This is a genomic window from Marinactinospora thermotolerans DSM 45154, assembly GCF_900167435.1.
Taxonomy (GTDB): Bacteria; Actinomycetota; Actinomycetes; order Streptosporangiales; family Streptosporangiaceae; genus Marinactinospora; species Marinactinospora thermotolerans.
The window spans coordinates 202,397-228,638 of the sequence record NZ_FUWS01000001.1; the positions used below are offsets into that span (position 1 = coordinate 202,397).

A 26,242-nucleotide genomic window follows, 5' to 3' on the forward strand; every position below is an offset into this window, starting at 1 on the left:
TCAGCGCGCAGGGGTCACCCGGAAGTCCAACGCGAAGTGGTCGAGGGTGTGCGGGAGCGGCCGGCCGGGGTCGAGATCGGACGGCTCGGCCAGTTGGTAGTCCCGTTGACGCACCAGTTCCGCCAGCAGCGCCGTCGTCACGAGCAACACCAGGTTCTGGCCGGGACAGTGGCCTGGGCCACGGCTGAACGGGGCGAGGGCCCAATTCGCGTCCGCCCGTCCGTCCAACCACACCTCAGGGGTGAAGGCGTCGGCGTAGGGCAGCGCGGGATCCCTCTGGAAGAAGGAGGTGAGGATGAGGAAGGGCGTCCCCTGCGGCACGTGGGAGCCTCCCCACTCGGTCGGAGCCGTGCTGTCGCGCAGCAGGGCGAGCGTCGTCGGCCACAGCCGGACCGACTCGAGGACGCAGGCGCGCAGGTAGACCGCCGACACCAGGTCCGGGACGGAAGCCGGATCGCGACCGTCGAGTTCCGCGCGCACCAGCCCCCTTTGCCGCGGGTGGGTGGCCAGGAGGGCCAGCGCCCGGAAGGCGGCGATGGCCGCGGCGTCGAAGGCGAACAACCAGTGGGGGACCTGTCCCTGGGGCCGGGTCCCGTCCGTGCTCGGCGTCGCCGCGAGCCGGGCGGCCAGGCTCCCCTCCTCGGCACGTTCCAGATGGGCGGACAGCCCGCGCGCGAAACGCTCGCGTAGGCGGCCGCGCCCCGGGTGGAAATAGGCCCAGTTCGCGTCGGAGCGCAGCTTGTCGAGCAGGTCGGTCACCTGGTGGTCGTCGCGGGCGGCGTCGCCCAGCACCACCCGTCGGACGACCCGCCAGAAGGCCGGGTGGAACCGCTGCCAGGTGAGCCGGCCGGTGGCGTCGACCTCCCCCAGCAGCGCCGCGACCTCCTCCCGGGTCTTGGCCAGGAAGGCGGCAGCCTCATGGTGGGCCGGACGGTCGGCTTCGAGGACCGTCTCGTTGAAGCGACGGCGTTCGTCGCGTTCGGTGTCGCGGGAGATCAGGACCCCGTGCGGCTGGAAGTGCGCCAGCGCCGCGTGCTTCTCACGGTTGGCGGGAGTGAACGGCTGCGGGGTCTCGGCGAGGACCCGGCCCACGTGCTCGGCGTCCAGGAGCAGCAGCGCGCGTCGCCCGAGGACGTCGATCCACAGGGGGCCCGTCCCGTATCGGGTCCGCAGCCGGCGCAGCAACCGGGAGGCGTGCCGATCCGCGTCGACCTTGGCGGCGAGGGCGACCATGGGACGGCGCCGGAGGATGACACCGCGCGCCACGTTGGGCGCCAACACGGTCAGGGCCACCCTCATGCTGTCCGCGGCCGTGGCCTGGGGGAGCGAGGTACGACTGGACACGGGCATGCGACTCCTCATCGGTGCTGCGTGGCCGGGCGTCACAGGCCCCGGCCGTCGGGATCGGGGCGTCGGTGGTCGGAGGCGGCTTTGCCTCCGGCCACCGACGCCCCGGGCACGTCTGCCCCGGAAGGAGTAGGACAAACAGCGTCAACAGGACAGGCGATGAGATGTCCGGCAGCAGGCACATCGGTCCCGGGCCTCCCCCCGGTCACAGCGCCCCGCCCCCGTCACATCCGGGGCGCTGGTGAGCGAGGTCTCAGCGAACGGCGAACGTTTCCGGTGCGGAAACCGCGCCTTGCCAAGGCTTTACATCCACCCGTCCATCTCGTGACGAAGCACACGTTTGAAATCGCGGAACATCCGGATGAGACCGGGGTGCGCATCGGTTAGAAACGGACGTGGTGCCGGGCGGACCGTGCCATTACCTTCCGCCCCTTTTCTCCATCACCTTCTCTGCTCTTCGCAGTCGCTTTCTCCTGTTTCTGCCTTCTCCATGTCATGAGGAGTTCTCCCGTGGCCCTGACCAGCGTGCGCCCGGAGTCCGCCGCCCCGCCCGAGACCACAACCGACCCTCCACGGTCACGTCGTTTCGTGGCCCTGCTCGTCGCGGTGCTGGGCATGCTGTCGGCGACCAGCTCCCTGGCGACCGACCTCTACCTGCCCGCCTTCCCGCAGATCTCGGCCGACCTCGGCGCCTCCGAGGCACAGATCCACCTGACTCTCACCGCGATGATGATCGGCCTGGCCCTCGGCCAGCTGATGATCGGCCCGTTGAGCGACATGTGGGGGCGCCGTCTCCCGCTGCTGGTCGGTGTCGGGGTCTTCACCCTCACCTCGTTCCTGTGCGTGGTGGCCCCGTCCGCGGAGGCCCTCACCGTCATCCGTTTCGTCCAAGGGCTGGCCGCGTCGGCCGGCGCGGTGATCTCGCGGGCCGTCGTGCGCGACGCCTTCGACGGCGACGCCGCGGCCCGGTTCTTCTCCCGCCTCGTGCTGATCTCCGGAATCGCGCCGCTCATCGGACCGGTCATCGGTGGACAGCTCCTGCTCCTGGGCTCCTGGCACGTCATCTTCGCCGCGCTGGGCACCGCCGGGCTGGTCAGCCTGGTCCTGGTGTTCTTCGGGATGCCGGAGAGCCTGCCCAAGAGCGAGCGCCGGCCACAGCGTCTCTCGGTCACCGTCAGCTCCTTCGGCAGGCTGCTGCGCGATCCGGCGTTCATGCTCCCGGCCCTGACCATGGCGCTCAGCTTCGCCATGTCCTTCACCTACATCTCGACCTTCTCCTTCGTGTCGCAGTCGCAGTTCGGCGCCTCCGCCCAGCAGTTCAGCCTGGTCTTCGCGCTCAACACGCTCGGCATGGTCCTGGGCAGCCAGGTGAACGCGGCGCTGATCGGCCGCATGCACGCCTCCCGTCGTCTGACGACGGGCCTGGTGGGGGCCCTCACCTCCGTGGTGCTCCTGGCCCTCTTGGACGTCAGCGGCAACGCGACGCTGGTGACGAGCAGTGTCGTGCTGTTCGCGATGATGTTCTTCACCGGCCTGGTCTCCCCCAACGCGACCTCGATGGCGATCTCCAGCCAGCCCTCCTCGCTCGCCGGTACGAGCTCCGCGCTGGTCGGCGCGCTGCAGTTCGGAATCGGCAGCGGGCTCGCCTCCCTCGCCGGGGTCATCAGCGGTGGCCACGCGACCCTGGGCGGCATGATCGTGATCATGCTCGCGACCGCGGTGGCGGCGGCGCTGAGCTTCCTGTGCGCGCTGCTGCGCGGTCGCGCCCACGCGCACGCGACGGCCTGACCTCCACGCCGGCCCCGCCCGAGGTGGCACGCGCCGGGGCGCGGTGACGGCCGGCAGGACCATCCCGCCGAGCCGGACCAGGCCGATAGGGTGACCCGTATCCGGTTTCCCGCCGCAGGAGGAGACCCGATGGTGGACGGACGGCTCGACGACGCGGCTCGCGCCCTCCGCGGACTGGCGCTTGGCGACGCCTTCGGCGAAGGCTACTTCCTCCCCGAGGAACAGGCTCGACGGGCCATCGCCGACCGTGTTCTCACCCGTGCCCCGTGGCGCTGGACCGACGACACCGAGATGGCCCTGTCCGTTGTGGAGGTCCTCGCCGAGCACGGCCGGATCGACCAGGACGCGCTGGTGACCGCCTTCGTCCACCGGCACGACCCCTCCCGCGGTTACGGACCCTCGGTGGAACGGATGCTGCGCGCGGTCGCCGCCGGCGCGGACTGGCGCGAGCTCGCCGGCGCACAGTTCGGCGGGGAGGGATCCCACGGCAACGGAGCGGCCATGCGCGTGGCACCCCTGGGGGCCTTCTTCTCCGCCGACCTCGACCGCGCGGCCGAGGAGGCCGCCCGTTCGGCGGTGGTCACCCACACCCACCCCGAGGCGATCAACGGGGCGGTGGCCGTGGCCCTCGCCGCCGCGCTGGCGGTACGCGGCCGCGACGCGGCCGCCCCCCAGCCCCGGGAGTTCCTCACCCGGATCGCCGCACGCCTGGATCGCTCGACCGTCCGCGGCCGGCTGGAGGAGGCCGCCCGGCTGGCACCAGACACCGTCCCCGCCCACGCCGCGGCGGTCCTGGGCAACGGGAGCGCCCTGTCGGCCCAGGACACCGTCCCCTTCGCGCTGTGGAGCGCGGCGGGACACCTCGACGACCTGACCGAGGCCCTGTGGGCGACCGTCGCCGGCCTGGGGGACCGGGACACCACCTGCGCGATCGCCGCGGGGGTCGTGGCGGCGCGCAGCGGGATGCGGGGTGTGCCACGGGAGTGGCCGGCGGCCTGCGAGGAGCTTCCTTCCTGGAGCACGGCCGGGGAGGATGGTGTCGGGACGGCCTGACCCCGCCCGACGGGGCGGGAGGCCGCGGGTTCCTGCTCAGTCCTGACCGGCGCCGGGCCCGTCACCGGTCGCGGAGGAGGCGGCCCCACGCAGGCGGGCGTTCTCGTCCTGGAGCTCCAGGATCTGCCTGATGCCGCTGGAGTTGACGCCTTGGGCGGAGAGTTCGGCGATGCGCCGTGAGCGCGCGATGTCGTTCTCGCTGTAGCGGCGGGTTCCACCGTCGGTGCGCCGTGGTGTCAACAGTCCTTTGGCCTCCCAGGCGCGCAGGGTCGCCGGGGGGATGCCGGCGAGTTCGGCGGCGACGGAGATGGCGTAGAGGGCGCGGTCGGGGTGCGGCCGAACGCCCTCCCCTCCGCCGTTCCCCTCCCGGCCACCGGGTTCCGGGGCTTCGTCTCGGGTCAACGCCCCTCCCTCCGATTCGTCTCCCGACTTTCTTCTGTATGGATGTTTATCGTCTACGGGGAGCGGTATAAAACCTGCGTGAGGTCGCATCAGGTTATCTTCGGAAACGATGGAGGTGACAGTAATGCTGATGCGCACCGACCCGTTCCGCGAGTTCGACCGGCTCACCCAGCGGCTCCTGGGCGACTCCGGCCATCTCTCGGCCCTGCCGATGCCGATGGACGCCTACCGTGACGGCGACACCTTCGTCATCCACTTCGACCTGCCGGGGGTCAGCCCCGACTCCATCGACCTCGAGGTCGAACGCAACGTACTGACCGTCCGGGCCGAGCGTCCCGAGCTCCTCCGCGGGGACCGCGAGGCCGTGGTGACCGAACGCCCCACGGGCTCTTTCTCCCGGCAGCTCTTCCTCGGCGAGACCCTGGACGCCGACGGGATCGACGCCTCCTACACCGATGGCGTGCTGACTCTGCGCATCCCGGTCGCCGAACAGGCCAAGCCCCGCAAGATCAGCATCGCATCGGGCGGAGAGCAGCCCCGGCGCATCACCGCCTGAGGCCCCGCCGGCCGGAAGGTCCGAACCCCGGACGCTCCCCTGGCCCGGTTCCGGGGTTCGGACACTCCCCCACCGCCGTTTCCGGCCATGTCGGACATACCCGTCTCAGCGACGCGCGGGGTAGCCTGCCGCCGTGGAAAAGGAAGGCGATCACCGAAGGATCTGCCAGTCACCACCGGAGGGCACGGGCCGACAGGACCGCACCATGTCCATCCGGCGGTCTCCGCCACACTTCGGCAAGTCCCTGCGCCGCCTGCGCTCCCGGGCGGCCTGCCATCCCGCGGGACTGTGCGGCGCGCTGCTGTTCTTCTGGCTCTCCCTCCTCCCTTCCCTGCTCCCGCGTCCCTGGTTCTACCAAGCGCTGCTCAGCGGCATCCTGGCCACCATCGGCTACGCCCTCTTCCGAGCACTGTGGGCACTGGCGGTCGCCGGGCCGCTCCGCCGGGTCGAGTGGCGACCACCGGTGCGGGGAAGGCGCGCCCTGTGGTGGCTGCTGGTGCTGGCCGCGGGCAGCGGGACCCCGTGGATGTTCTGGCGCGCCGCGGCCTGGCAGACCGAACTCCGCCTGCTCATGGGCATGCAGAGCCCCGGCCCGCCGCACTACCTGCTGATCCTGTCGGTGGGCGGCGCCCTGTTCGCCGGCTTGATCGTGGCCGGCCGGCTCCTGCGCCTGGCGGCCCGGATCCTCGCCCGGCGGCTGAGCCGCTGGTTCCCGCCGTTCGCCGCGGCCGTGCTGGGGGCCGCCGCCGTGGCGACGGCGACGGCGTGGACGATCCAGTACCCGGTCTTCCACCTGTTCATCGGGGCCTCCGACGCCCTCTTCTCCCAGGTGGACCAGCAGGAACCCGAACACGGCGGCCCTCCCGTGGAGGCGACGCGCAGCGCCGGCCCCGGCTCCGCGGTGACCTGGGAGGGGCTGGGGCTGTACGGACGGGAGTTCGTCAGCAGGGGACCGCGAGCCGAGCACCTGAGCTCGTTCAGCGGTCGGCCCGCGGCCGATCCGATCCGGGTCTACGCCGGCCTGCGCTCGGCACCGGATCCCGCCACACGGGCCGAACTCGTGGTGCGTGAGCTGGAACGCACCGGCGGGTTCAGCCGCTCGGTGCTGGTCGTGGCGGCGACCACCGGGACGGGGTGGGTCGATCCCAACGCGGCCGCGTCGATCGAATACCTCTACAACGGCGACACCGCCATCGCCGCCGTCCAGTACTCCTACCTGCCGAGCTGGATCTCCTTCCTCGCCGACGCCGACCGTGCCCGCGCGTCCTCCACAGCGCTGTTCGAGGCGGTGCACGCGCGCTGGACGCGGCTGCCCGAGGGGGAACGCCCCCTCCTGCTGCTCTACGGCGAGAGCCTGGGCGTCCTCGGGGGCGAGGCCGCCTTCGACGACATCGACGAGGTGATGGCGCGCACCGACGGCGTGCTGTGGGTGGGCCCGCCCCAGTCCAGCCGGCTGCACTCGGAGGTCGTGGCCCGGCGGAATCCGACCAGCCCGGTCTGGCTGCCGGTGTACGGGGACGGCGAGGAGGTGGCGTTCACCGGCGACGGCACCGTGGACACGGCCGGACGGCCCGCCGTCGTCTACCTCCAGCACCCGTCGGACCCCATCGTGCTGTGGTCGACAGACCTGCTGTTCTCCCGCCCCGAGTGGATGGACCCGCCCCACGGCCCCGACGTGTCCGAAGATCTCAGGTGGCGTCCCATCATCACCTGGTGGCAGATCACCGCCGACATGGCGGTGTCCACCCGCGTCCCCGAGGGGCACGGCCACGCCTATGGGACCGAGCAGCTCGACTCCTGGCTCGCGCTCACCGACCCCCCGCACTGGACCGACCACGACACCGAACGCCTGCGCGACCTCCTGTTGCATCCACGCCGATCCACCCCCGATAAGGAACCCGGTGATACGCATGCAGAGCGGTGACGCGGTTAGCGAGTTCCCTTGACGTCCGACGCCGAGGCTGGGGAGTTCCGATGCCAGACCACGACGACTGGGCCGGCATGACCGACGAGGAACTGCTCGACGTCACATCCGAACTGATCGAGCAGAGGCCCGAACCACCCGAGATCACCGCCCTGGTCCGCGCGATCGCCCATGCGGGCACCTCGCCCCCCGACCCGTTCGCGCGGTGAGGCCCGAGGGCAAAAGCGCGCTCCCGTCCCGCGCCCGGCGCCGCCAGGACGCGGCGGGGCGGGGGACAGGCCGGCTCGCACGCGAAAGCCCAGCAGGACCGGTCCTCGTCCCACTGGGCCCGTGACGGCGGCGGGGCCGGGTCAGCGCTCCCCGGCCGGCCCCGGCGTCGGAATCGCGCGCAACACCTCGTCCGCGCCGTAGTAGTCGGCCGGCGGGATCGCGCGCAGGGCGCTCATCGCCTCACGGTCGACCCCCTCGCGCTCCGCACAGGCGACGATCTCCTCCTTGCCCGCGGGAAAGCTGAGGTCCCTCAGCGCCCGACGGACGCTCTCGACGTGTCGCACCGTGACCACGGCGTTCCCCTTTCGGCTTCCTCGGCGCCGTGGTGGCGGGTGGGTCCACCCGCCACCACGGCGCGTCCAACCCGGCTCGGCTGGGCGGCTGCCCCACCGCGGAGGGTTCAAACGACGCCGCTCAGATGTCGCGGAAGGTCTCGATGCGGGCGCCGACCGAGTTCAGGCGCTCGGCCAGGTCCTCGTAACCACGGTTGATCACGTAGACGTTGCGCAGGACCGACGTCCCCTCCGCCGCCATCATCGCCAGCAGCACCACGACGGCCGGGCGCAGCGCGGGCGGGCACATCATCTCGGCCGGACGCCAACGGGTCGGCCCCTCGACCAGGACCCGGTGCGGGTCGAGCAGTTTGACCTCGGCGCCCAGGCGGGTGAGTTCGGTCAGGTAGATGGCCCGGTTGTCATAGACCCAGTCGTGGATCAGTGTGCCCCCCTGCGCGGAGGCCGCGATCGCGGCGAAGAAGGGCACGTTGTCGATGTTGAGGCCGGGGAACGGCATCGGGTGGATCTTGTCGATGGGCGAGCGGAGCTTGGAGGGACGCACGGTCAGGTCCACCAGGCGGGTCCGCCCGTTGTCCGCGACGTACTCGTCGCCGCGCTCGTGGTCGAGGCCCATGTTCTCCAACACGGCCAGCTCGATCTCCAGGAACTCGATCGGTACCCGGCGGATCGTCAACTCCGAGGAGGTGACCACCGCCGCGGCGATCAGGCTCATGGCCTCGACCGGGTCCTCAGAGGGCGAGTAGTCGACGTCGCGGTCGATGACCGGGACACCGTGGACGGTCAGCGTGGTCGTGCCGATGCCGTCGATGCGCACGCCCAGTTGCTCCAGGAAGAAGCACAGGTCCTGGACCATGTAGTTGGAGCTGGCGTTGCGGATGACCGTGACGCCGTCGTGCCGGGCCGCGGCCAGCAGGGCGTTCTCCGTCACGGTGTCGCCGCGTTCGGTCAGCACGATCGGACGGGTCGGCACCACGGAGCGGTCCACCTCGGCGTGGTAGTAGCCGCCGGTGGCGGTGATCTCCAGGCCGTACCGCCGCAGCGCGCTCATGTGCGGCTCGACGGTGCGGGTGCCGAGGTCGCAGCCTCCCGCGTAGGGGATCTTGAAACGGTCCTCCCGGTGCATCAGGGGACCGAGGAACATGATGACGCTGCGGGTGCGCCGGGCCGCCTCGGTGTCCATGGAGCCGAGGTCCAGCCGGGCGGGCGGCGTGATCTCAAGGTCGTCGCCGTCGTTGACCCAACGGGTGCGCACGCCGATGCTGTTGAGGACCTCGAGGATGCGGTAGACCTCCTCGATCCGCGCCACCCTGCGCAGGGTCGTGCGTCCCGCGTTCAGCAACGAGGCGCACAGCAGCGCGACGCAGGCGTTCTTGCTGGTCTTGACACTGATGCTGCCGGAGAGACGGCGGCCACCGACCACCCGCAGGTGCATGGGACCCGCATACCCCAAGGAGACGATCTCGCTGTCCAGCGCCTCGCCGATGCGCGCGATCATCTCAAGGCTGATGTTCTGGCCGCCCCGCTCGATGCGGTTGATGGCGCTCTGGCTGGTTCCCAGCGCTTCGGCGAGCTGCGTCTGGGTCCATCCCCGGTGTTGCCGGGCATTACGGATGAGAGTGCCGATCCGCATGAGGTAGTCATCTGTCATGGTTCGCACCATATCTCAAATATGAGATAAGGGCGGCACGACACCGGCGCCTCCGGAAACGTGTTCGGCGAGTCTTTACACAGTGATAATGACGATGACGAGAGGATTCCCCTCATGAGCGACCACGGCACCGACCCCCTGCCCCCTCCCTCCAACCCCTCCGAGCCGGACCGCCCCTCCCCTCCCCGGCGCGAACCCGAACGGAAGAAGGGGTCCTTCTGGCGAGAGCTGCCGTTGCTGGTCGCGATCGCCCTCGTCCTGGCCTTCATCATCAAGACCTGGGTGGTGGAGCCGTTCTACGTCCCCTCGGGCTCGATGGAGAACACCCTGCTGGTGGGCGACCGGGTCTTCGTCAACAAGCTCGTCTACCACGTGCGCGACATCCGGCGCGGCGAGGTGATCGTGTTCGACGGCAGCACCTCCTGGGACGCCGTCACCTCCCCCGAACCCGCCACGGGCCCTCTCGCCCGGGTGGGCGAGTTCTTCGGGATCTCCCCCGGCGGCAAGGACTACATCAAGCGCGTCATCGCCCTGCCCGGGGACACGGTCGAATGCTGTGACGCGCAGGGGCGCCTGCTCGTCAATGGTCAGCCCCTGGACGAACCGTACCTGTACCCCGGGAGCCCGGAGTCCCACACCCCCTTCGGGCCGGTGACCGTGGGCGAGGGACGGCTGTGGGTCATGGGCGACCACCGCGCGATCTCCTACGACTCCCGCGGCCACGCCACCGACCCGGGGGGCGACGGGACCATCCCGATCGACGCCGTGGCGGGAAGGGCGTTCATGATCCACTGGCCCCTGAACCGGATCGGTTCGCTGCCCATCGTCGACGCCACGTCGGCGGACTGACCCCACGCCTCCCCGTCTCGGGGTGGCCCCCGTCATATGACCAACTAAACAGGTAGACTTAATGGAGAAAATGGGCATCATGGAGACGTGGCCGCTCCGTCCGCCGACACGCCTCCAGGTCCGTGGACGGAGCGGCGCCCAGCGGACCCCGCCCGAAACGCCCGTCCCACGGAGCTCCCATGACACCCACCACCCCCACCACACGCGACACCGTCCCGAGCCACGGCTCGCGGGAACAGCTCCCCCTCCCGGCCCCCGCCGAACACCACACGGCAGTGATCGCGGAACGCCTCCTCGGCACGCTCCCCGCCACGGGCCTGCTGGTCGACCGGGTGTCCCGCCGCGCCGTCCTCGACGGAGCGCAGGTGGAACTGAGCTATCGGGAATTCGAGCTGCTCGCCCACCTCGTGGAGGAGCCGTGGCGCGTCTTCACCCGCTCCGAACTGCTGGAACAGGTCTGGCCGACCCGCTCGTCCCGCCCCACCCGCACCGTCGACGTCCACGTTCACCGGCTACGCCGCAAGCTCGGCCGTTTCGGGGAGCGGATCGTCACGGTACGCCGCGTCGGCTACGCCTACCGCCCCTGACCCCTCCTCTCCGCGTGGGCCAGGCCACATCCGGGGCTCATCGGCCCCGTTTTCCGCCTCTGTACCGCCCCGGTAGCGCGACAAGCGCGCCGGACAGCGGCAGAATGCACCCTGCAACCCCACGTGAGAAGGCGGAACAGGATCGTGACGACCTCTATTCACCAGCGGATCGCCGAGGAACTCGGTGTGCGCGAACGGCAGGTGGAAGCCGCTGTCGGCCTCCTCGACGGCGGTGCCACCGTCCCGTTCATCGCCCGCTACCGCAAGGAAGCGACCGGAGCCCTCGACGACGCGCAGTTGCGCACGTTGGAAGAGCGGTTGCGCTACCTGCGTGAACTGGAGGAACGGCGCAGTTCCGTCCTCGAGTCGATCAGGTCCCAGGGCAAGCTCGACGAGGCCCTGGAAGCCCGCATCATGGCCGCCGACTCCAAGGCGCGCCTGGAGGACATCTACCTCCCCTACAAGCCGAAACGGCGCACCAAGGCGCAGATCGCCCGCGAAGCCGGCCTCGAACCGCTCGCCGATCGGCTGCTCGCCGACCCCGTCCTGGAGCCCACCGCCACGGCCGAGGCGTTCGTCGACCCCGAGAAGGGCGTCGCCGACACCGCGGCGGCGCTCGCCGGCGCTCGCGCGATCCTCGTCGAACGATTCGCCGAGGACGCCGACCTCATCGGCACGCTGCGCGAACGCATGTGGTCGCGTGGCCGCCTCGTGGCCCGGGTCCGCGAGGGCAAGGAGGAGGCCGGCGCGAAGTTCGCCGACTACTTCGACTTCGCCGAGCCCTTCACGAAGCTTCCCTCGCATCGGATCCTGGCGATGTTCCGTGGCGAGAAGGAGGAGATCCTCGACCTCACCCTGGAACCCCAGGAACCCTCCGGTGAGGAGGAGACGACCGGACCCGGCGACTACGAGCGGGCCATCGCCCACGCCTTCGGCATCGCCGATCACGGGCGCCCCGCGGACCGCTGGCTCGTGGAGACCGTGCGCTGGGCCTGGCGGACCCGCATCCTGGTCCGTCTCGACATCGACCTGCGCATGCGCCTGTGGCAGGCCGCCGAGGAGGAGGCGGTGAACGTGTTCGCCGCGAACCTGCGCGACCTCCTGCTCGCCGCGCCCGCCGGCACCCGTCCCACCATGGGGCTGGACCCCGGATACCGCACCGGGGTGAAGGTGGCGGTGGTCGACGCCACGGGCAAGGTCGTCGCCACCTCGACGATCTACCCGCACCAGCCGCAACGTCGCTGGGACGAGGCGATCGCCACGCTGTCCCGCCTGTGCCGCGAACACGGCGTCGACCTCGTCGCCATCGGCAACGGCACCGCGTCGCGCGAGACCGACAAGCTCGCCGGCGAGCTGATCTCGCGCCACCCGGAGCTGAAGCTGACCAAGGTCATGGTCTCGGAGGCCGGCGCCTCGGTGTACTCGGCCTCGGCGTTCGCCTCCCAGGAACTGCCCGACCTGGACGTGTCGCTGCGCGGGGCGGTCTCGATCGCGCGCCGCCTCCAGGACCCGCTGGCCGAACTCGTGAAGATCGACCCCAAGTCGATCGGGGTCGGTCAGTACCAGCACGACCTGTCCGAGGTGAAGCTGTCACGATCCCTCGACGCGGTGGTCGAAGACTGCGTGAACGCGGTCGGCGTCGACGTCAACACGGCGTCGGCCCCGCTGCTCACCCGGGTGTCGGGGATCAGCGCGAGCCTGGCCGAGAACATCGTGGTGCACCGCGACGCCAACGGCCCCTTCCGATCCCGCACCGCCCTCAAGGAGGTGCCCCGGCTCGGCCCGAAGGCGTTCGAACAGTGCGCGGGCTTCCTGCGCATCCCCGACGGGGACGACCCCCTGGACGCCTCGAGCGTGCACCCCGAGGCCTACCCGGTGGTGCGCCGCATCATCACGGCGACCGGCGGTGACATCCGGTCCCTGATCGGCAGCACATCGCGGTTGCGCGCCCTGCGTCCCGAGGACTTCGTCGACGACACCTTCGGCCTGCCGACCGTCACCGACATCCTCAAGGAGCTGGAGAAGCCCGGCCGCGATCCGCGTCCGGCGTTCACGACGGCGACCTTCAAGGAAGGGGTCGACGAGATCGGCGACCTCGAACCGGGCATGCTGCTGGAGGGAGTCGTCACCAACGTCGCCGCCTTCGGCGCGTTCGTCGACGTCGGGGTCCACCAGGATGGCCTGGTGCACGTCTCCGCGATGTCGAAGAAGTTCGTCGAGGATCCGCGCGACGTGGTGAAACCGGGCGACATCGTCCGGGTCAAGGTCCTCGACGTCGATGTGGCGCGTAAGCGCATCTCCCTCACCCTGCGCCTGGACGACGAGGTCGAGCCCCGGGACGGGCAACGAGGCGCCTCGGGGGCGTCTCGCCGCGATCGGGGCGGCTCCGGCCGCGGCGGGGGCCGTCGGCGCCAGGAGCGCGCGGACTCCCGGGCTCCCCAGGGCGCCCTGGCCGACGCGCTGCGCCGCGCCGGACTCGACAAGGGACTGGGCGGGGCCGGCCGGTGAGCCCCGGGCCGCCGGACTTCGCCGTCCGGCGGCCCGGTCCCCGCCCGCGCTCACCCCTCGTCGATCCCCGGAAGCATGTCGGCCAGGTGGGCGCGGACCCCCGTCAGGTCGGTGCCAGCGGCGCGGTAGGCGACATGCCCGTCCGGGCGGACCAGGTAGTGCCCCGCGCGGGCGACGCCGAGTTCGGCGAGCACCGTGCCGCGCGCGTCACACAGCGTCCCCGGGGAGGGTTCGGCCGCGAGGCGGTGCACCATGAGCAGACCGGACCGGACCAGGGGCAGCAGGGGCGCCGTCCGGGCGGCGCCCCACTCCTCGACACGGCCGCACAGCAGTAGATGGTGGCGGGGGGCGGCGAGGGCCTCGTGCAGACGGACCGGGGTCCCGTCGCGGATGACCTCCGCGTCGACCATCCGTTCGCCGGCCCGGGGACCGCCCCGGAGCCGCGGCTCCCCCTCCACCGCGTCCGGGCTACCGTGGTAGGCGACCGCGGTCCCCCGGAACAACGATCGCCGGCCCTGCTGGAGCGCCGGCAGCAGCGGTGCCAGGTGCGGTGCAAGCCCGCTCCTGGCCAGCAACGACGCCAGCCTCGGTGAGGTGGCCGCCCGCAGCGCGCGGTCGATGTGGCGCGGTACGGCATCGGCCACCGGACGGCGTTCGGTCTCGTAGGTCTCCAACAGCTTCTCGCCGGCCGCCCCGCGCACCACGAGCGCGAGCTTCCAGCCGAGGTTCCAGGCGTCGCCGACACCGACGTTGACGCCCTGCGCCTCCAGCACGTCGTGGGTGTGCGCCGCGTCGCCGGCGAGCAGGATCCGTCCATGGCGGTAGCGGAGCGCGACCCTGTGCCGGGGGCGCGGCCGTGTCACCCGTTCGACCTCGGTGACCTGGACCGTTCCCGCGCCGAGCCGGTCGGCGCCGCGCCCCAGCTCCGCCGCCCCGTCGGGGCGCTCCTCGGTGCCGTCCCTGCCGACGACGAGCAGACGCCATCCCGGTTCCCTTGTCAACGGGTGGAGGAGCAGGAGGCCCGCCTCCCCGGTGAAGACGTGGATCTCGTCGCCTCGCGGCCCGTCGGCCACGCGCACGTCGCCGGCCAGGAAACGCCACGGTCCCCTCTCCTCACGCGACTCGACGTGGGCGGCGTCGCCGGCGATATCGTGCCGGCCGTCACAGCCCACGAGGTAGCGGACCCGGAGGCGACGGGTTCGACGGTCGGGCCTGCGCAGCATGCAGGTGACGTACTCCCTCGACTCCTCGGCGTCGAACAGTTCGGTGTCGTGTTCGACCTCGACCCCCCTGGCCGCCAGGTAGTCGGTGAGCGTCCTTTCGAGGTGCTCCCGGGAGCACAACAGCAGGAAGGGATAGGCGGTACCGGGCGACCCCGTGCCGAACGGGGTGAGGGAGACGGCGCGGCCACCGGCGTGCAGGCACAGTCGCCGGATCAGGGTCCCCCGGTCCAGCAGGGGACCGGTGACCCCGATGCCCGAGAGGAGTTCGAGGGTCCGCGGGTGGAGGGCCAGGGTCTGCGGGTTCGTCAAGGCCGCACCGCGGCACTGGACGATCCGCGGCCTGACCTCACAGGCCGTCAAAAGGGCGGCGAGCGCCAGACCGGTGGGGCCGGCCCCGTCGATGAGCACATCCACCGGTTCGCCGGACTGCGGCGTCGCGGACATGTATCCGACAGTACCCCGGGCCCGGATCCGTCCGACAACCATCTTTCCGCCATTTCCGGAGAATTCCGATTTTATCCTCACTTTCACTTTTCCACGTTTCCCCGTGGCCGCGAATGGCCGCCCCCGGACATCTCATCACGCGCGTGGAACGCGGCGAAGGGGAATCCCGGAAGGGAGAGGAGAAACGGACCAAAGACTCTTGAACAAACCACGACCACCCGCTGACGAGGGATTTACGATGGTGGACCACCGGGACACCTCGGTCTGGAAAAGAGGCCCATGAACGACTTCCTATCCGCTCCACCCCCTGCGCAGCCGCCCCCCAGGATCGACCTGTCGGTGCCCTCGGTCGCGCGCATTTATGACGCGATGCTCGGCGGCAAGGACCATTTCGAGTCTGATCGCAGGGGGATGGCGGCACTTGAGGAGGTCAATCCCGGAACCTCCCTCCTGGCCCAGGCCAACCGCGCCTATCTGTCCCGCGCCGTCGACCATGTCGCGCGCACCACGGGTGTCCGCCAGTTCCTCGACCTCGGCGCGGGACTGCCCACAGCGGACAACACCCACCAGATCGCCCAGCGCCTCTCCCCGACGTCCCGCGTGGTCTACGTCGACCACGATCCGATCGTCCTGGCGCACTGCCGCGCCCTGCTGGCGGACAACCCCCACACCTCCGTGACGGGTGCCGACCTGTGCGACGTCGACGCGGTCCTCGACTCCCCCGAGACCCGGCGTCTCATCGACCTCGACCAGCCGGTCTGCCTGATGCTGGTGAACCTGCTGCACTGCGTCCCCGACGACTCCGACCCGTTCGGGGTCGCGCGCGCCTACTTCGACCGGCTCCCCTCGGGGTCCCACCTCGTCTACTCCCACCTCGTCTCCGACGACGAGAAGGCCGCGCGGGAGTTCACCGACCGCTTCCTGTCCCTCGGCGTCCCCTGGGGACGGGTCCGCTCCCCCGAGGAGGCCGCCCGCGCGTTCGACGGGTGGGAGATTCTCTCACCGGGCATCAACGGAGCCGCGCCACCGCGGCTCGTCGACTGCTCCACCTGGCGCGCTCCCGGGGTCGCTCCGGCTTCCCGCCCCTCGGACCCCGACGTCAGGCTCTGGCAGCACGCGGGGGTCGGCCGCAAACGCTGACGGCCCCTCCGGGCCATCGACGGGTGGGACGGGTCGCCGCCTCAGGGGCTCTGACCGCGTCTCCCACGCGACCTCACCGGCGCGGGACACCCGATGGCCGATCCCCTCGCTCCTCCCGAAACGGCCCGGCGAGAGGCGTCTCCGGCATCACGCCGCGTCGCGCGCCGAAGCGGCCAACCGGTACGCCAGGGCGGTGTGGCGGCGCCCGGCCGTCGCGTTGCGGATCGCCTGGGCGATCGCCCGACGCGCCCCGACGAGGACCACGAGCTTCTTGGCCCGGGTGATGGCGGTGTAGAGGAGGTTGCGCTGGAGCATCATCCAGGCGCTGGTGGTCACCGGGATCACCACGGCCGGGTACTCACTGCCCTGAGAGCGGTGCACGGTCACGGCATAGGCGTGGGCGAGCTCGTCGAGCTCGGCGAACTCGTAACCGATCTTCTCGTCCTCGTCGGTCACCACGGTGAGCTCCTGTTGTTCGAGGTCGATCGCGGTGATGACGCCAAGGGTCCCGTTGAACACGCCGTTGGCGCCCTTGTCGTAGTTGTTGCGGATCTGGGTGACCTTGTCGCCGACACGGAAGACCCGCCCGCCGAACCTGCGCTCGGCCACTCCCTCCCGAGGCGGGGTGAGCGCCCCCTGGAGGAGGCTGTTGAGGTTCCCCGCGCCGGCCGGGCCCCGGTGCATCGGGGTCAGCACCTGTACGTCGCGACGCGGATCGAGGCCGAAGCGGCGTGGAATGCGGTTGGCGACCACGTCGACGGTCAGCTCCGCGGTGGCGTCGGTGTCGTCACAGGCGAAGAGGAAGAAGTCCGTCATGCCCTCCAGGCGGATGGGCTGACCGGTGTTGACGCGGTGGGCGTTGGTGACCACCCCCGACTGCTGGGCCTGCCGGAAGACGTGGGTGAGCCGCACCGCGGGCACCGGGGAGCCCTCGCCGAGAAGGTCGCGCAGCACCTGGCCGGCCCCTACCGAAGGGAGCTGGTCGACGTCGCCCACCAACAGCAGGTGCGCGCCCGGTGGGACCGCCTTGGCCAGCTTGTTGGCCAACAGCAGATCGAGCATCGACGCCTCGTCCACCACGAGCAGGTCGCAGTCGAGCGGCCGATCCCGGTCGTAGGAGGCGTCGCCACCGGGCTTGAGCTCCAGCAACCGGTGCACGGTGGAGGCTTCGTGGCCGGTGAGCTCGGTGAGCCGCTTGGCCGCGCGTCCGGTGGGCGCGGCCAGGATGATCTTCGCCTTCTTCGCCGCCGCGAGGGCGATGACCGAGGCGACGGTGAAGGACTTTCCACACCCCGGTCCTCCGGTGAGGACCGCGACCTTGCGGGTGAGGGCGAGGCGGACGGCCTGTTCCTGCTCCTCGGCCAGCTCGGTCCCGGTACGCCGCCTGAGCCAGCCCAGGGCCGCGTCCCAGTCGACGTCGGCGAAGGCCGACAGCCGGTCGGCCGGATGGTCGAGGAGCGTGCGGAGCTGGTTGGCCAGCGAGGTCTCGGCCCGCTGGAAGGGCACCAGGAAGACCCCCGTGACCTGGTTCCCCTCCGCGTCGGGGACCTTCTCCCGGACCACGCCCTCCTCTGCGACGAGTTCGGTGAGGCAGTCGATCACCAGGGAGGAGTCGACCTGGAGGATCTTGACCGCCTCGGCGATGAGTCGCTCCTCCGGCAGGTAACAGTGACCGTCTCCGGTGGACTCGGAGAGGGTGAACTGGATGCCGGCCTTGACGCGCTCGGGGCTGTCGTGGGGGATGCCGACCGCGCGGGCGATGGTGTCGGCGGTCTTGAACCCGATCCCCCACACGTCGGCGGCGAGCCGGTAGGGGTGGTTGCGGACCACGTCGATCGAGGCGTCGCCGTACTTCTTGTAGATGCGCACGGCCAGCGACGTGGAGACGCCGATCCCCTGGAGGAAGACCATGACCTCCTTGATCGCCTTCTGCTCGTCCCAGGCGCGCGCGATCAGTTCGGTCCGTTTGGGACCGAGTTTGGGGACCTCGATGAGACGCTGTGGCTCGTTCTCGATGACGTCGAGCGCCGCCACGCCGAAGTGTTCGACGATCCGCTCGGCCAGCCGTGGACCGATCCCCTTGATCAGCCCCGAACCGAGGTAACGCCGGACGCCCTGGACCGTGGCGGGCAGGACCGTGGTGTAGTTCTCGACCTGGAACTGTCTCCCGTACTGGGGGTGCGATCCCCACCGGCCCTCCAGGCGCAGGGACTCGCCGGGGTGGGCGCCCAGCAGCGATCCGACCACGGTGACCAGGTCGCCGCCGCGCCCGGGATCGACACGGGCGACGGTGTAGCCGGTCTCCTCGTTGGCGAAGGTGATGCGTTCCAGCACCGCCTCCAGCACCGACAACCGAAACGGTTCGCGTCCCGTCACGTCTACCTCCCGGTAGCGGTCTACCACACCGTGGCGACGCCGCGAGGCGGGACGGCGGGCAGCCCCCTCCCCTTGGAGCCGCCCGATCCCTTCCGGAGCATTGGCCCGATTTTCACCATGACGCACATGGGAAGGCAGTTTTACCTGTTCAGGACCGGGAACGCCTGACGTGTAACCCCCGCCTGTCGGGACGACGAAGGACGTGGTCCCCGGGACGGAGGAGGCCGAGGATGGATACGGGCCTGTTGGTCGCCCTGATCGTGGCCGTGGTGATCGTCGCGCTCATCGTGATCCTCGTCGTGGCCGTGCTCCTCCCACGGCGGCGTCGCAGCCACCTGAGGGAGAGGTTCGGCCCCGAGTACGACCGAGCGGTCGAGGAGCACGGTGGCCGGCGCGACGCCGAACGCGAGCTCGCCCGACGTGAGAAACGCCATTCACGCCTGGACCTGCGCCCGCTCACTCCCCGGGCCCGGGAAGAGTACTCCAGGGGCTGGGCGGCGATACAGGAACGGTTCGTCGACTCGCCCATCGAGGCGGTCCGCGAGGCCGACGACCTGGTGTCCCGTCTGATGGTCGAACGCGGCTATCCCACCGAGGGCGAGGAGCAGAGGCTCGCGGACCTGTCGGTGGAACACTCCGCGGCCATGCAGGACTACCGCGCCGCCAGGGAGGTGCGTGCGCGCGTCGATCGGGGTGACGCGCCGACCGAGGAGCTGCGCGAGGCGATGGTCCGCTACCGCTCCCTGTTCGCCGACCTGCTCGACGAGGGGAGCGGCGAGAACCGAGGGGCCGGCTGACGCGTCCAAGACGCCCCTCACATCGAAGGAGAAGGTGGTCCCGATGAAGATGAAGCGGGACGGCGATCTGACACATGGACCGGGTCCCATGGGCGCGGCCGAACGCCCCGAGGACGTCCAGGGCGCGCCGACCAACGAGGAGCCGGTGGCCACGGGAGTACCCCAGCCCCGGGAGGACTTCTCCGAGGCGGGCGTGCAGGAGCCCAGTGGCAGCTCCCAGGATCCGGAGCAGGAGCAGGAGATGGCGGGCGCGCGCCCCGAAGGGGGCGAGGATGCCGGCGCTCGCCTGTTCACCCCGGAGGAGGTCGACCGCTTCCGCTCGCAGTGGCGGGACGTGCAGGGCGACTTCGTCGACTCCCCGCGCGACGCGGTACACGACGCCGACCGGCTGGTCGGGGAGATCATGGACAGCCTGACCGCCAAGTTCTCCGAGCACAAGCGTCGCTTGGAGGAGCAGTGGTCCAGCGGCGGGGAGCCCGAGACCGAGGAGCTGCGGGTGGCCCTGCGGCGCTACCGGACCTTCCTCGACCAGCTGTTGACGGGGAGGTGAGCGCCCCGGCCCGGTCCGGGTGGTCCCGGCGCTCCCGGGACCACCCGGACGCGCGAGGGGACTGAGCCGGCCCTGGCGATCCCGGTGGAAGGAGCCGGACCCGGCGGGCCCGTGTTCCGCCCACACCGGGCAGGGCGTGCCGGCCGGCCGCGCCTTTGGGGACGCGGTGGTGGTGAGCCGTCACATCCCGCGTGGCCGGCCGTTCCCCTCCTCCGGCACGGCCCCTCGAGACCGACATGCCTGCTGGAAGGCTCCGCGGCGACCAGGTGGGCCGTTCGCCCTTGCGCGTGGGCGCCGGGTCCTTCCCGTGCCGGAACGGGCCGGGACACCGGCCTCCGCGCACCGCGGGGAGACCGGATCGGTGGTCGAGACGGCGGACCGATCCGGGGTGGCGGGCCGGACGGACGCGTTCCCCCACCGCGCCCCGACCGGGCATGCGCCTCCCCCGGGGCCGCCTCCGGCCCATGGGCCGGGACCGCTCGCGCCCCGGGCCCCGTTCGCGCGAGACTGGTCTCCCCGACCCCCAGGAGGAGACGCCCACCGTGCCAGCCCGCCCCCGAACCGCGCCGCTCGTCCCCGCCCCCGTTCTCCCCTACCGGTCGCCTCTCTCGCGCGCCGGCGGACCTGCCGTCGAGAGGGGCGTCGCATGATGGGGGCCAGCCATGCCGCGACCGGCGCGTTCGCCGGGTTGGCGGCCAGCGCCGCGGTCACCGCGCTGGGCGGCGCCTCACCCGACGGGTGGACACTCGTCGGCGGTGCCCTGGTCGGCGCGGGGGCGGCGCTCGTGCCCGATCTGGACCATCCCGATTCGACCGCGACGCGCTCCCAGGGGCCGTTCACCCGGTGGCTGTCCACCGGGGTCCGGGCGCTGTCGGCACAGGTCTATCTGGCGACGCGCACCCGATGGGACCGCTCCTCCGACGGCACCCACCGCTACCTGTTCCACACCCCCGCGTGCGCGCTCGCACTGGGCCTGATCGTGGGCGTGACCGCCGCGCTGTGGTGGCAGGTCGCCGCCGTCGTCGTGTGGTTCACGCTGTCACTGGCGCTGCGCGGCCTGGGGCGTTGTCTGCCCGCGGGGCCGGCGCGCACCGCGGTGACCTCGTGGTTGGGACTCTTCGGGCCGAGACGCCGGGGTGGGGGGATGTTGCGGCCGGCGACCCGTTACCGGCTGGTGGAGTGGGCGTCGGTGTCGATCGGTGCCGCGCTGCTGACGGCCCTGCTCTTCAACGCGGGAAGCCACCTCGCCGGCGCGCCGGTGGGGGCCGCGCTGGCCCTGGGGATGATCGTGCACGTGCTCGGCGACGCGCTCACCCGCAGCGCCGTCCCACTGGCCTGGCCCGTGGCGGTCAAAGGGCAGCGCTGGCGGATGGTCGGCGCGCCGCGTTCCCTGCGGTTCTCGACGGGCTCCTGGCAGGAGGTCGTCATCCGGGTCGTCTGCCTGGCGGGCACGCCGTTGCTGGGCCTGGCCGTCCTCTGATCCGATCCCCGAGGCGCTGGTGGGGCACCTGATCAGGTGCCCCACCAGCGCCTTCGCCGTTCGTGTCACTTAATGTGAAGCCGTGGGAGGTCTTTTCCCTCCGTGTCGCCCACGGCACTCCCGGCACGCCCTGTTCCCCGGCCGGACGCCTTCGGGGACGCCTCCGGCGCCCTGACCTGAACTTTTTTCATCTTCACGCTCCTCCTGTCCCGCAGGCGTTCCCGCTCTCCCTCCCGCCTCCCCCCACCCCCCTGGCATTGACATGGATCACACCGTGGTTCAATCTGTTAACCGTTAACAGTTAACCGAAAGGGTGCAATGTCGGAGATCCTGCCCATCAAGCAGCGGGCCCTGGGCGAGCAGGTCGCGCACGAGCTCCGGCGCATGATCATCACCGGGCGCTACGCCCCCGGCACCACACTGGTCGAGGGCCACCTCGCCGAGCAGTTCAACCTCAGCCGTGGCCCCATCCGCGACGCGATCAAGATGCTCACCGCCGAGGGACTGCTGGACACCAACCGGCGCAGCGCCACCGTGGTCGGCCTGAGCGTGCAGGACATCGACGAGCTGTTCTCGCTGCGCGAGTCGATGGAGCGCCTCGCCCTGGAGATCGCGATGCGCAGGAACCGCCCGGCACTCGCCGCCGAGCTCGACACGACGCTGCGCTCCATGCGGCGCGCCGCCGAGGACCACGACACCGACGCCTACACCGCCGCCGACCTGCAGTTCCACTCGGTCTTCTACAGCGTCGCCGAACACCGCCGGCTGGGCGACGTCTGGGCGCAGTACCGCCCCACGATCGAGATGCTGCTGCTGGCCTCCAACGAGCGCTACGAGGACCTCGGCCCCTCCGTGGCGGCCCACGAAGTCCTCGCCGGCCTGATCGGCGCCGCCGACCCCGACGAGGTGTTCGCCGAACTGCACTCCCACCTGGACAACGCGCGGCTCCGGCTGCGCGCGCCCTACTCCCAGGAACAGGAGTAGTCCAGGGGCGGTGACACACCGCCCCTCCCACCTCCCATCCCCAAGGCGGGGCGCACCCGTCCTGCGCCCCGCCATGCTCCACCCACCCCGAAAGGAAGCACATGCGCACCACCAGCACCCGGATCGCGGGAGGCGCGCTGGCGCTCGTCGCCCTGGCCGCAGCCGCCGGCTGTGCCAACCGTGGCGGAGCGGCCGAGGACCCCGCCGACTACCCCAACGGGGACATCACCCTCGTCGTCCCCTACCAGGCCGGTGGCGCCTCCGACCTCGCCGCCCGCACCCTCGCCTCCGAGATGGAGGAGACGCTGGGACAGACGATCGTCGTCGAGAACCGCACCGGCGGTGCCGGGTCCGTCGGCCTGCAGCACCTGGCCGGTCAGCCCGCCGACGGTTACACCATCGGCTACCTGCCGGTGGAGACCGTCATGCTCGGCTTCCAGGGCTACGACGTCGATCCGGCGGACTACGACCTGATCGGTCAGATGGTGTCGGTGCCGGCGACGATCGCCGTCCCCTCCGACAGTCCCTACAAGACCCTTGAGGACCTGCTCGAGGCCGCGGAGAAGAAGCCCGGAGAGGTCACCGTGGCCAACTCCGGTGCCGGTTCCATCTGGGAGGCGGCCACCCGCGAGCTGGGCCAGACCGGAGGAGCCGAGTTCCAGCCGGTTCCCTTCGACGGAGGCGCCCCCGCCGTCACGGCGGCCGTCGGCGGCCAGGTCGACGCGGTCGTCGCCGGCATCTCCGAGACGGCGCCCGCCCACCAGGACGGGCGGCTGCGCGTGCTCGCGGTCCTCGCCGAGGAGCGCTCGGAGTCGCTGGCCGACGTGCCGACGGCCGGCGAAGAGGGCGTCGACGTCGTCATCGGCGGCTGGGGCGGCATCGGGGCGCCCACCGGACTGCCCGAGGAGGTCGCGACCACGCTGCGCGACGCCTTCGCCACCGCCGCGGCGTCGGAGGAGTTCACCACGGTCATCACCGACTCCGGCAACCTCCCCGTCAACGTGCCCGCGGACGAGTACGCCGCGTTCGTGGAGTCGGAGACGGCCCGCTTCGACAAGCTGCTCACGGACGGGTCCTGAGCCCCATGTCCACCTCCCCTGCCCCCACTTCCGAGGTGACGTCCGCGCAGGAGGCGGCGCGGACGTCGTCCCGGTGGCGCGAACTGGTCCCGGCCCTGGCGGGCGTCGCCCTCGGCGTCACCACCCTGGCCCTGAGCACCCAGATCCCCGACGGGGCCGCCTCGGTCCGTTTCAGCCCGCGCTGGTGGCCTGACGCGCTGGCGTTCCTGCTGATCGGGTTGGGCGTGGTCCACGCCGTCCTGTCCTGGGTCACGGGCGGTACCGACGAGGCGCCCGAGCCCGCCACCCGCGCCGGGGCGATACGCCTGGTCGCGATCCTGTCGGCGATCGTCGGCTACGGCGTGCTCTGGTACTTCGTCGACTTCCGGGTCTCCACGACGGTGCTGTTCGTCGCGCTCACCTACATCGCGGGAGGCCGCGGCTGGAAGGCCCTCCTCCTGTTCCCCGTGGTCACCACGATGGTGTTGTACCTGCTGTTCGGCGTCCTTCTGAGAGTCCCGCTATGAGTCCGTTGGTCGAGGGGTTCGGCGCGCTGCTGGACCCAACCGTCGCGCTGTGCATCGCCGGGGGCGCCCTGCTGGGCATGCTCGTCGGCGCCTTTCCCGGTGTCACCGCCACCATGGCCGTCGCCCTGGCCAGTGGCTTCACCCTCGCGCTCGACCCGATCCCGGGCCTGGCCGTCCTGCTGACCATCTACGTCTCCGCCAACTTCGGTGACCGCATCCCCGCGATCCTGATCAACACCCCGGGGACGCCCGCCTCGATCGCCACGACCTTCGACGGCTACGCGATGGCCAGGCAGGGGAAGGCGGGGCTGGCGATGACCGCGTCGGCGTTCGCCTCGGCGTGGGGAACCCTGGTCGGCATCGTCTTGCTGATGGTGGCGGCGATCCCGTTGTCGCAGCTGGCCCTGCGGTTCGGACCGGCGGAGATGTTCGCCCTGGTCGTGTTCGGTCTGACCATGATGATCGGGGTGTCGGGAGGTCGCATCGTCAAGGGCCTGATGGCCGGCGTCCTCGGCCTGCTGCTGGGCGCCATCGGACGCGACCCGATCACCGGTGCCGCCCGGTTCACCTTCGGCGTCCCGGAACTGTCGGAGGGCATCCCGTTCATCGCCGCCATCATCGGCCTGTTCGGCATCGCCGAGGTCCTCGACCAGATCCTCACCCACCGGGCTTCGGCCGTGAAGCCGGTCACCCAGTTCGGTCGCTGGTTCCCCACCCGCGGCGACTGGCGGAGGATGCTGCGTCCCCTGGCCGTGGGAAGCGGCGTCGGCGGGGCCGTGGGGATCGTCCCGGCCACCGGCGGCGACATCGCCGGCATCCTGGGCTGGGACCAGGCGCGGCGGGTGTCGAAGCGTCCCGAGGAGTTCGGCTCGGGCTCCCTGGAGGGGATCACCGCCGCCGACACCTCCTCCAACGCCACCCTCGGCGGCTCGGTGACCACCACGCTGGCGCTCGGCATCCCGGGTGACTCGGTGATGGCCGTCATGATCGGCTCCATGGTGGTCTGGGGGATCCAGCCCGGTCCCTCCCTGTTCGCCGAACAGCCGGCCCTGGTCTACAGCATCGCCGGCATCATGCTCGTGGCGACGGTGCTCACGTTGGGGATCAGCCTGCTGCGGATGCGCGGCGTGGCCAAGCTCCTGGAGCTGCCACCGCACTTCCTGTGGGCGGTCATCCTGGTGTTCTGCATGGTGGGCACCTACGCCGTCGGCAACAACGTGTTCGACGTCGTGGTGATGCTCGTGTTCGGCCTGGTCGGCCTGTTCCTGCGCCGGTTCGGCGTTCCCGCCGGTCCTGTCGTCCTCGGCCTGCTGCTGGGCGAGCTGGCCGAGGGGAACCTGCGGCGCGCCCTGGAGATCGGCGGTGTCGGCAACATCGTCTCCAGCCCCATCGCGATGACCATCCTCGCGGTCAGCATCCTGGCTCTCGTCGTCCCGCCGGTACGCGCCGGCCTGAAGCGGCGTCGGGCCTCCCGCGCCACCGCCTCCGCGGGCGAGGGCCGGTGACCCGGCCGTCGCCCGCTCGCCCCACTCCCCTACCGAGAAAGAAGGTCATGTCCCTCCACGCGCAGGTCATCACCGCCGTCCCGACGCCTTTCACTCCCGACGAGCGACTGGACCGTGACGGCCTGGAAACACTCCTCCGGGCGATCCGTGACCGAGGGGCCGACGCGGTCTTCGCCGCCGGTACCACCGGCGAGTTCACCGCGCTCGACGACGACGAGCGTCTCGACGTCATCGCCGCGGCCCTGGAGGTCTTCGGCCCCGAGGGCACCTACGCCCACGTGGGCGCGGCAGCCTCCCTCCAGGCCGAACGGCTGGCCCGACGCGCCGTCGAGGCGGGGGCCGCGCGCCTGGCCGCGATCACCCCGTTCTTCCTGCCCGCACCGGAGGAGGCGGTGCTGCGCTACTACGAGCGTCTGGTCGCGGCCGCCGGTGACGCCGAGGTCTTCGCCTACCTGTTCCAGGCGCGCACCACCACCCCGATGCCCCCGGAGACACTGGGCCGTCTCGCGGAGGTCGGTGTGCGCGGCGCCAAGATCAGCGGCGAGGACGACGCGGCGGTGGCGGCGTACCTGGCCGCGGCACCGCGCGACTTCGTCGTCATCTCCGGAAACGACGTCTCCTTCGGCGAGCTGGTGCGTTCGGGGGGAGCGGGCATCGTCTCCGGGGTCTCCTCGGTCTTCCCCGAGCCGTTCACCGCGCTGCGCGACGCGTTGCGCAGTGGTGACGCCGAGGCCGCGCGGGCGGCGCAGGCCGGTGTGGAGCGGGCGGTGTCGGCGGTGAAGGCCGGAAGCATCGCCCACCTCAAGGCCGGCCTGGAGGTCCGGGGACTGCCGGCCGGCCCGGCCCGGGTCTCCTGCGCGCCGGTCACCGCCGAGGACCTGCGTGTCCTTCGCGAGACCGCCGAAGCCCTGGGCTGACCGACGGCCGCCG

23 protein-coding genes are annotated in these 26,242 nt (G+C 71.3%); 17 read left to right on the forward strand and 6 right to left on the reverse strand.

Features of this window, described 5'->3' with window-relative positions:
- Positions 1-1,344 (reverse strand): cytochrome P450, encoded by a 1,344-nt coding sequence (locus B5D66_RS00895; RefSeq protein ID WP_200813468.1) that lies wholly within the window; start codon positions 1,342-1,344, stop codon positions 1-3.
- A 498-nt stretch (positions 1,345-1,842) separates the two neighbouring features.
- On the opposite strand from B5D66_RS00895, the gene B5D66_RS00900 reads away from it, so the two are divergent.
- Complete coding sequence (locus B5D66_RS00900) at positions 1,843-3,135, forward strand: multidrug effflux MFS transporter (protein ID WP_078759629.1); 1,293 nt, start codon at positions 1,843-1,845, stop codon at positions 3,133-3,135.
- Positions 3,136-3,264: 129 nt separating this feature from the next.
- On the forward strand, positions 3,265-4,188 hold the full coding sequence (locus B5D66_RS00905) for an ADP-ribosylglycohydrolase family protein (RefSeq protein ID WP_078759630.1): 924 nt from the start codon (positions 3,265-3,267) through the stop codon (positions 4,186-4,188).
- 36 nt (positions 4,189-4,224) lie between these two features.
- Here the strand turns inward: B5D66_RS00905 and B5D66_RS00910 are convergent, their stop codons facing one another.
- Complete coding sequence (locus B5D66_RS00910; protein ID WP_235000597.1) at positions 4,225-4,590, reverse strand: MerR family transcriptional regulator; 366 nt, start codon at positions 4,588-4,590, stop codon at positions 4,225-4,227.
- Between the two features lie 109 nt (positions 4,591-4,699).
- Here B5D66_RS00910 and B5D66_RS00915 point away from each other — a divergent pair, with 109 nt between their 5' ends.
- The 3 genes from B5D66_RS00915 to B5D66_RS25350 all read left to right on the forward strand — a co-directional run bounded on the left by B5D66_RS00915 (position 4,700) and on the right by B5D66_RS25350 (position 7,279).
- Positions 4,700-5,146 carry an Hsp20/alpha crystallin family protein gene (locus B5D66_RS00915; protein ID WP_327307571.1) on the forward strand — a complete coding sequence of 149 codons (447 nt, stop codon included), beginning with the start codon at positions 4,700-4,702 and terminating at the stop codon, positions 5,144-5,146.
- 205 nt (positions 5,147-5,351) lie between these two features.
- Positions 5,352-7,070 (forward strand): alpha/beta hydrolase, encoded by a 1,719-nt coding sequence (locus tag B5D66_RS00920; protein WP_078759633.1) that lies wholly within the window; start codon positions 5,352-5,354, stop codon positions 7,068-7,070.
- A 50-nt stretch (positions 7,071-7,120) separates the two neighbouring features.
- Positions 7,121-7,279 carry a hypothetical protein gene (locus B5D66_RS25350; RefSeq protein ID WP_159457184.1) on the forward strand — a complete coding sequence of 53 codons (159 nt, stop codon included), beginning with the start codon at positions 7,121-7,123 and terminating at the stop codon, positions 7,277-7,279.
- Positions 7,280-7,420: 141 nt separating this feature from the next.
- Here the strand turns inward: B5D66_RS25350 and B5D66_RS00925 are convergent, their stop codons facing one another.
- Positions 7,421-7,633 (reverse strand): DUF2795 domain-containing protein, encoded by a 213-nt coding sequence (locus B5D66_RS00925; protein ID WP_159457185.1) that lies wholly within the window; start codon positions 7,631-7,633, stop codon positions 7,421-7,423.
- 121 nt (positions 7,634-7,754) lie between these two features.
- A complete protein-coding gene (locus B5D66_RS00930) occupies positions 7,755-9,284 on the reverse strand; it encodes a helix-turn-helix domain-containing protein (protein WP_078759635.1) in 1,530 nt (509 codons plus the stop codon).
- A 114-nt stretch (positions 9,285-9,398) separates the two neighbouring features.
- On the opposite strand from B5D66_RS00930, the gene lepB reads away from it, so the two are divergent.
- The 3 genes from lepB (at position 9,399) to B5D66_RS00945 (ending at position 13,228) form a co-directional block, all read left to right on the forward strand.
- Positions 9,399-10,133: a signal peptidase I gene (gene lepB, locus B5D66_RS00935; protein ID WP_078759636.1), complete on the forward strand. Its 735-nt coding sequence runs from the start codon at positions 9,399-9,401 to the stop codon at positions 10,131-10,133.
- 179 nt (positions 10,134-10,312) lie between these two features.
- Positions 10,313-10,720, forward strand: a complete 408-nt coding sequence (locus B5D66_RS00940; protein ID WP_144290643.1) for a winged helix-turn-helix domain-containing protein — start codon at positions 10,313-10,315, stop codon at positions 10,718-10,720.
- A 144-nt stretch (positions 10,721-10,864) separates the two neighbouring features.
- On the forward strand, positions 10,865-13,228 hold the full coding sequence (locus B5D66_RS00945) for a Tex family protein (RefSeq protein WP_078759637.1): 2,364 nt from the start codon (positions 10,865-10,867) through the stop codon (positions 13,226-13,228).
- Between the two features lie 50 nt (positions 13,229-13,278).
- On the opposite strand, the gene B5D66_RS00950 is transcribed toward B5D66_RS00945, so the two are convergent.
- On the reverse strand, positions 13,279-14,895 hold the full coding sequence (locus B5D66_RS00950; protein WP_159457186.1) for an FAD-dependent monooxygenase: 1,617 nt from the start codon (positions 14,893-14,895) through the stop codon (positions 13,279-13,281).
- 279 nt (positions 14,896-15,174) lie between these two features.
- Here B5D66_RS00950 and B5D66_RS00955 point away from each other — a divergent pair, with 279 nt between their 5' ends.
- A complete protein-coding gene (locus B5D66_RS00955) occupies positions 15,175-16,035 on the forward strand; it encodes an SAM-dependent methyltransferase (protein ID WP_078759639.1) in 861 nt (286 codons plus the stop codon).
- Between the two features lie 147 nt (positions 16,036-16,182).
- Here the strand turns inward: B5D66_RS00955 and recD2 are convergent, their stop codons facing one another.
- Positions 16,183-18,411, reverse strand: coding sequence for an SF1B family DNA helicase RecD2 (gene recD2 / locus B5D66_RS00960; RefSeq protein WP_078759640.1), 2,229 nt, complete (start codon positions 18,409-18,411; stop codon positions 16,183-16,185).
- A 230-nt stretch (positions 18,412-18,641) separates the two neighbouring features.
- Between recD2 and B5D66_RS00965 the strand changes: the two genes are divergently transcribed.
- The 8 genes from B5D66_RS00965 to B5D66_RS01000 all read left to right on the forward strand — a co-directional run bounded on the left by B5D66_RS00965 (position 18,642) and on the right by B5D66_RS01000 (position 26,229).
- Positions 18,642-19,208, forward strand: coding sequence for a hypothetical protein (locus tag B5D66_RS00965; protein ID WP_078759641.1), 567 nt, complete (start codon positions 18,642-18,644; stop codon positions 19,206-19,208).
- A gap of 43 nt (positions 19,209-19,251) precedes the next feature.
- A complete protein-coding gene (locus B5D66_RS00970) occupies positions 19,252-19,758 on the forward strand; it encodes a hypothetical protein (protein WP_078759642.1) in 507 nt (168 codons plus the stop codon).
- 646 nt (positions 19,759-20,404) lie between these two features.
- Positions 20,405-21,238, forward strand: a complete 834-nt coding sequence (locus tag B5D66_RS00975) for a metal-dependent hydrolase (protein WP_235000598.1) — start codon at positions 20,405-20,407, stop codon at positions 21,236-21,238.
- A 318-nt stretch (positions 21,239-21,556) separates the two neighbouring features.
- Positions 21,557-22,222: a GntR family transcriptional regulator gene (locus B5D66_RS00980; RefSeq protein WP_078759643.1), complete on the forward strand. Its 666-nt coding sequence runs from the start codon at positions 21,557-21,559 to the stop codon at positions 22,220-22,222.
- 101 nt (positions 22,223-22,323) lie between these two features.
- Positions 22,324-23,301: a tripartite tricarboxylate transporter substrate binding protein gene (locus B5D66_RS00985; protein ID WP_078759644.1), complete on the forward strand. Its 978-nt coding sequence runs from the start codon at positions 22,324-22,326 to the stop codon at positions 23,299-23,301.
- 5 nt (positions 23,302-23,306) lie between these two features.
- The gene (locus tag B5D66_RS00990) at positions 23,307-23,807 is read left to right on the forward strand and encodes a tripartite tricarboxylate transporter TctB family protein (RefSeq protein ID WP_078759645.1); all 501 of its coding nucleotides are present in this window, start codon (positions 23,307-23,309) and stop codon (positions 23,805-23,807) included.
- Complete coding sequence (locus B5D66_RS00995; protein WP_078759646.1) at positions 23,804-25,312, forward strand: tripartite tricarboxylate transporter permease; 1,509 nt, start codon at positions 23,804-23,806, stop codon at positions 25,310-25,312. The genes B5D66_RS00990 and B5D66_RS00995 overlap by 4 nt, the downstream gene beginning before the upstream one ends.
- A gap of 47 nt (positions 25,313-25,359) precedes the next feature.
- Positions 25,360-26,229: a dihydrodipicolinate synthase family protein gene (locus B5D66_RS01000; protein WP_078759647.1), complete on the forward strand. Its 870-nt coding sequence runs from the start codon at positions 25,360-25,362 to the stop codon at positions 26,227-26,229.
- The last annotated feature ends 13 nt before the right edge of the window (positions 26,230-26,242 follow it).